Genomic DNA, 6,631 nt, shown 5'->3' with positions numbered 1-6,631 from the left:
ATATTTCGTTTGGATTCTTAGGTGAGGCAACGTTCCCTTTTCGTTTAGATTTTACGTGAGGCAATTCGTGCCCTTGACAGGGGGCGCTTTGGAGGTTAACATCTGCCCCAACGGATTAAACCCTTTGGGGCCCCTTGGGGCCTTGGGCTTTAAAGGCTCTTGCATCTCGGATCGGTTTTGAAAAATTTAATAGGGACTCTTATCCAGAGTGGCGGAGGGACTGGCCCGATGAAGCCCGGCAACCTGTCTCCCTTGCGGGGGCGTGGTGCCAACACCTGCGGCGTTTTGCCGGATGATAAGAGAGGCGCAGCGGCCCATTTTAAGCGAACAAGGCCCCTCCTCTCGGAGGGGCCTTAACTTTAATCCCTTGGGAATTGTGAAGGGGCCACTTGAAACCGGCGCCGACCTTGACGGACCGCTAAGACACGGGGGGATGAGGGTATGTCTTCAAGTTTCGATGGAAGTTTTGGTGGTAAGGGGCTATCCACCAGGGCTCTTCACGCCGGGTGGAGCCATGACCCCGCCACGGGGGCCTTTGGGCTTCCCATATACGCCACCGCGGCGTATCGCTTTGAGGATTCGGACCAGGCTTGCAGGCTTTTCCTCTTGGACCAGGAGGGGCACATATACTCCAGGATATCGAACCCCACGGTGAAGGCCTACGAGGACTGCGTGGCATCCCTGGAGGGGGGTGTGGGGGCCGTGGCCTTCTCCTCCGGCCAGGCGGCCTTCACCCACGTCATAGGCGCATTGTGTTCCGCCGGTGACCACCTGGTGTTGTCCCGGAAGCTGTACGGCGGGACCATCACCCTCATAAGGAACACCTTCGGGCGCTTCGGGGTGGAGAGCTCCTTGGTGGACTCTAACCGCCTTGAGGAGGTGGAGTCTGCCATGAGGCCCAACACCAAGGCCATAGTGGTGGAGACCGTGGGGAACCCCTTGCTGGACGTGGCCCCTTTGGAGGAGCTTGCCAGGATTGCGGACCGGCACGATGCGGCGCTGGTGGTGGACAACACCTTCGCCACCCCGGTGCTGTGCCGTCCCATAGAGCATGGGGCCCACGTGGTGATCCACTCCGCCACCAAGTACATATCGGGCTTCGGCAACGTGGTGGGTGGCATAGCGGTGGACGGAGGCAACAAGAACTGGAGCGGGGCCAAGTGGCCTCTTCTGTCCGCTCCCGACCCGGGTTACGGGGGCAAGGTTTTTGCTGAGGCTTTTGGTCCCAAGGCGTTCTCGGCGAAGCTTCGGGCCACGCTGCTCAGGGACATGGGGGGGTGCCCATCTCCCTTCGACTCCTACCTTCTTAAGCTGAGCTGCGGTACCTTGCCCTTGAGGATGAGGCGCCACTCTGAGAACGGCATGGCGGTGGCCCGGTATCTAAAGGGACACCGGAAGGTCCGGTGGGTCAGGTACCCAGGGCTTGAGGAGCACCCCACCCATGACCTGGCCCTTCGGTACCTGGACGGGTTGTACGGCGGCATGGTGGCCTTTTGCCTGGACGGGGGGGTGGAGGAGGGGCGCCGTTTTCTAGAGGGGCTGAGGCTTTTCGGCCACATGGCCAACCTTGGGGACTCCCGGAGCCTTGCGATACACCCTGCCAGCACCACCCATTCCCAACTGCCCCAGGAGGACCGCAGGGCCGCGGGCATAGACGACGGGCTCATAAGGCTCAGCGTGGGCCTTGAGGACCCGGAGGACCTCATTGCGGATCTTGAGGCAGCCTTAGGGGGGGTTTGATGGTGACAGAGCGGTATCTCAAGGTTCCGATAGGGGATCTTCCCCTTGACTCGGGAAAGACCTTGCCCGGTGTGGAGCTCGCCTGTTCCGTCACCGGCCGCTTGAGGCCCGACGGATCCAACCTGGTGGTGGTTTGCCACGCCCTGACCGGCAGCCATCACGTCTGGGGCGGGCCGGTTGAGGGGCTGCCGGAGGGGTGGTGGAACGGCGTCGTGGGGCCTGGCATGGCCATAGATACCGACCGGTTCTGCGTGGTTTGCTTCAACAACCTGTGCAGCCCCTATGGCAGCGCCTCCCCGTTGAGTTTGGGGCCCGACGGCAGGCCCTTTGGGATGAGGTTCCCCTTGGTGTCCTGCCGGGACGTGGCGAGAAGCCAGGTGATGGGCTTGAGGGCCCTTGGGGTTGAGCGGGCCTTGGCGGTGGTGGGGGGCTCCATGGGTGGGATGGTGGCCCTGGAGATGGCCCTTTCGTACCCCCGGGTGTTCGAGCGTTGCGTGGTGATCGCATCTCCCATGAGGCTTTATCCCCAGGCCATAGCGTACAACGAGGTTCAACGGCAGGCCATTATGGCGGATCCGGACTGGCGCAACGGGGAGTACCACCCGGGGCCAGGGCCGGTGAGGGGGTTGGCCAACGCCAGGATGCTGGCAATGATAACCTACAGGAGCGAGACGTCCTTCGTGAGCCGTTGGATGCGGGACGTGGCCCACGGGGACCCCAGCCGTTGGGACGGGAAGTTCCAGGTGGAGACGTACCTTCACCACCACGGCCAGGAGCTGGTAAGGCGCTTTGACGCCAACTGTTATCTTTACCTTACCAGGGCCATGGACCTTCACGACGTCCTGGCGGGCCGCGGAGGACCTAATGAGGCGTTTAGGGCCTTTTCCGGCAGGGATCTTCTTGGGGTTGGGATATCCAGCGACATGCTGTTTCCCAATTGGCAGGTGGAGGAGGTGGTGTCCTGCGCAAGGAGCGGCGGGGTAAACGGCTGGTATGAGGAGATAGAGAGCCCCAACGGGCACGACGCCTTCCTCATAGACCTTGACCAGGTGGACGACATCCTAAGGAGCTTTTGGCGCAGGACGGGGATGGGATGATCCTTTGTGGGGCGGGCTGGTTTGAGCTCAAGGCCGGCGGGGCGGGATGGCGCCGGCCTTTTTGATCGCTAAATGACGGTTCACAATAATATTTATAAATAAACCACTTGCCATGGCGCGGGGGCTATTATAAACTTTCGTTTCAAAGTATCCCAAAAGGAAGCGGAGGTTGATTTTATTGCCCTTGGACGCTGGTTTGCGGAAGGTTTTGGTGGTGGGATCGGGCCCAATAGTGATAGGCCAGGCGGCGGAGTTCGACTACGCGGGCACCCAGGCCTGCCGGGCCCTTAGGGAGGAGGGGGTGGAGGTGGTGCTGATAAACAGCAACCCCGCCACCATAATGACGGACCACGACACCGCCGATTCGGTCTACCTTGAGCCATTGGATCTGGAGGGGGTCTGCCAGGTCCTTGCCAAGGAGCGGCCCCAGGGGGTCATAGGTACCCTGGGCGGCCAAGTGGGGTTGAACCTGTCCCTTGAGCTCTTTGACTCCGGGGCGTTGGAGCGCTTTGGGGCCAGGCTTCTTGGGACCGGTGCGGAGGCCATACGCCGCGGTGAGGACCGGAGGCTCTTTAGGGACCTCATGAGGTCCATAGGGGAGGATGTGCCCTTGAGCCATGCGGCGGAGTCGGTGGAGGAGGCCTTGGCCTTCGGGCGGGCTGCGGGGTTTCCCCTTGTGGTGCGCCCCGCCTTCACCCTTGGGGGCACCGGGGGAGGCATGGCAAGAGGTGAGGAGGAACTTGCGGAGCTGGCGTCCTCGGCCCTTGATTCCAGCCCAGTGGGACAGGCCCTGGTGGAGGTCAGCGTGGAGGGTTGGAAGGAGATAGAGTTCGAGGTGGTGCGGGACGGGGCCGGGAACAAGGTGCTGGTCTGCGGCATGGAGAACTTAGACCCCATGGGTGTGCACACCGGGGACAGCGTGGTGGTCTCCCCCATAATGACCCTTGGTGAGTCCCTTGTGGCGGACTTGAAGGGGGCGTGCTTCAGGATAGTTGACGCCATAGGGGTTGAGGGGGCCTGCAACATCCAGTTCGCGGTAGGGTCCAACGGGAAGCGGTACGTCATCGAGGTTAACCCCAGGGCCAGCCGCTCCAGCGCCCTGGCCTCCAAGGCCACCGCGTACCCCATAGCCCGGGTGGCTGCCAAGGTGGCCCTGGGGTTCCGCCTTGACGAGATAGAGCTTTGGAGCGGAGGCCCCAGGGCGTCGGAGGAGCCAGTCATATACCACGTGGCCCTCAAGTTTCCCCGGTGGCCCTTTGACAAGTTCCCAAACGCCCAAAGGCGGCTGGGTACCAGGATGAGGTCCACCGGCGAGGTCATGGGGCTGGGGGACACCTTTGAGGAGGCTTTCGTGAAGGCCCTGCGGGGGTTGGATCAGGGCACGGGGATTTTTGATCCCGCCATGAGGGGGCTTTCGGACATGGAGCTCCGGGAGAGGGTGACGGAGCCCTGGGACCGGCGGTTCTTCGCCGTCATGGAGGCCATTGAAAGGGGATGGAGCGTCGATGAGGTGGCGTCCCTCTCGGGGGTGGACGGGTTTTTCGTGGAGCGTATAGCTAAGATCGTCTGGTGTCTTGGCAAGATCGCTTCCAGGCCCGTTGACCGCTCTTCCATGGGGCTTGCCAAGTCCTTGGGCATAGGGGACGATACGTTGTCCGCCCTGTGGGGAGTTCCGGAGGAGAGGGTAAGTAAGATCCGGGAGTCCATGGGGCTTAAGGGGGTTTTGAAGCCCGTTGGAGGAAGGGAGGGCTTCCCCTACCGCTACAGGTCCCTGGGTGGGGAGGAGATGCGGAATGCCCTGGAGGGGAAGGGGGTTTTGGTGCTTGGAGCCGGGCCCGTTCGGATCGGCCAGGGCATAGAGTTCGACTGCTGCTCCGTTAGGGCCTTGAGGCAGCTGAGGCGTATGGGGCTCAAGGCGGTGATGGTGAACAACAACCCCGAGACGGTGAGCACCGATCACGATGAGGCGGACCTTCTGTGCTTCGAGCCCATTGAGGCGGAGGTGGTGCTGGACGTGATGCGCCACGTGTCGCTGCTTGGAGTGCTTCCTCAGTTCGGGGGTCAGCGGGGGTTGAGCCTTGCGGTGAAGCTGGCGGAGCTCGATGTTCCGGTGTTGGGGGTTGAGCCCTGGGCGGTGGAGATCTCCGAGGACCGGGAGAAGTTCTATCGGCACCTTGACATTCTTGGCATCGCCCATCCGGAGGGGATTACGGCCTGGTCGAAGGAGGAGGCGGTCAAGGGGGCCCTTAAGATGGGGTTCCCGCTGGTGGTGCGTCCCTCTTACGTGCTTGGTGGCCTTGGCATGGAAGTGGTTTGCTCCATGGAGCAGCTTGAGGGGTACCTGGGGGATCGGTGGGATTTCACGGGCCCCCTTTTGATGGACCAGTTCCTTGGGGGCATAGAGGCGGAGGCGGACGTGCTTTGCGACGGGAAGGGGGTTTTTGTCCCCTGCGTGATGGAACACTTGGAGGGACCGGGGGTCCACTCGGGCGACAGCGTGGCGGCGGTGCCCCATAGGCGGCTTTCGGCCGCGGCGGTTGAGGCCATGGTGGAGGTGGCGGGGCTCTTGGGTAGGAGCCTTAATGTAAGAGGCATCTTCAACGTCCAGTTCGTGGCGGAAGGAGACAGGGTGTGGGTGTTGGAGGCTAACTTGAGGTCCAGCAGGACCGTGCCGTTCGTGAGCAAGGTCACCGGGGTTCCAATGGCGGACATGGCGGTTAGGCTGGCCCTGGGGGAGGCCCTTTCGGACCTTGGACTTCCCTATGGCCTTGGTAAGGCGCCTTCCCGGTGGGCGGTTAAGGTGCCGGTGTTCTCCATGGGGAAGATCGACGGGGCGGAGGCGGCTTTAGGTCCCAACATGAGGTCCACCGGGGAGGTGATGGCCTTCGGTGAGACCTTTGAGGAGGCCCTTCTTAAGGGCTTTAGGAGTGCCGGGCATCCCCTGGAGGCCCCCTTTGGGGTGCTGGTTTCCCTGGGCACTTCCAGCAGGGCCCTTGCCCTTGGGGCGCTGAGGGAGCTTTCCGGGCTGGGGTGCGGGATATGGGCCACCGATGGCACCGGCCGGTTCCTGTCCGCCAACGGTTTGCCATGCAAGACGGTGTCCCCCGACGAGGCCCTTTATATGGTGGGAAGCTCCGTTAAGATGGTGGTTAACACCACAAGCCCCGACTGGGGGAGCGGTTACGGGTTTGCGCTGAGGCGCCGGGCCGCGGAGCGGGGGGTGTTGTGCCTTACCTCTCTGGATACCCTTGCGGGCGTCGCCGAGGCGCTGCGCTTCATGGAGGAGGAGGCCCTTTAGAGTCGTAGGTTTTTTGAATATTTAGGGGTGTGTGTAGGGGTTTGTGGTATAATCCCCCTTAGGGATGCAAGGTAAGAAGATTCCGGAGGTATTGATTCATGCGCAGGGAGATCCTTTATTTGATGATGGCAGGAGGGGTTGGGGCGCTGTGCAGGTACTACTTGGCTTCCGCCGTCCAGCGTCTTAACGGCGGGTCCTTCCCCTGGGGCACCTTTGCGGTCAACGTGGTGGGCTGTCTTCTGGCGGGCTTTTTGGTGTCCCTCTTCTCCAGCCGCATGAACTTGTCCCCGGCGGTGAGAAACGCGGTGCTGGTGGGCTTCATCGGCGCCTTCACCACCTTTTCGACGTTCATGGTGGACACTTTGAACTTGGTTCGCACCTCCCATTGGCTCACCGGCTTTGCCAACCTGATTATGCAGAACCTGGCGGGCATGGGGGCGGTGGTGCTTGGGGTTTTTGCGGCAAGCAACATGTAGGATTTGTATCTCTATCGTTG

At 62.0% G+C, this 6,631-nt stretch carries 4 protein-coding genes and 1 riboswitch; all 4 genes read left to right on the top strand.

Annotated features, from left to right (window positions below):
• Positions 1–196: 196 nt before the first annotated feature.
• A riboswitch (SAM riboswitch) is annotated at positions 197–302 on the top strand.
• 139 nt (positions 303–441) lie between these two features.
• Positions 442–1,740 (top strand): O-acetylhomoserine aminocarboxypropyltransferase/cysteine synthase, encoded by a 1,299-nt coding sequence (locus N2315_08525; GenBank protein ID MCX7829221.1) that lies wholly within the window; start codon positions 442–444, stop codon positions 1,738–1,740.
• A gap of 2 nt (positions 1,741–1,742) precedes the next feature.
• Positions 1,743–2,837 carry a homoserine O-acetyltransferase gene (locus N2315_08520; protein ID MCX7829220.1) on the top strand — a complete coding sequence of 365 codons (1,095 nt, stop codon included), beginning with the start codon at positions 1,743–1,745 and terminating at the stop codon, positions 2,835–2,837.
• Between the two features lie 178 nt (positions 2,838–3,015).
• On the top strand, positions 3,016–6,135 hold the full coding sequence (gene carB, locus N2315_08515; protein MCX7829219.1) for a carbamoyl-phosphate synthase large subunit: 3,120 nt from the start codon (positions 3,016–3,018) through the stop codon (positions 6,133–6,135).
• Between the two features lie 125 nt (positions 6,136–6,260).
• Positions 6,261–6,611, top strand: a complete 351-nt coding sequence (crcB, locus tag N2315_08510; GenBank protein ID MCX7829218.1) for a fluoride efflux transporter CrcB — start codon at positions 6,261–6,263, stop codon at positions 6,609–6,611.
• Positions 6,612–6,631: the final 20 nt, after the last annotated feature.

It is taken from the genome of Thermanaerothrix sp., assembly GCA_026417795.1.
Taxonomy (GTDB): domain Bacteria; phylum Synergistota; class Synergistia; order Synergistales; family Synergistaceae; genus Thermanaerovibrio.
The sequence above is the reverse complement of the archived record's forward strand: the minus strand, read 5'-3'. Positions and strand labels throughout refer to the sequence as shown.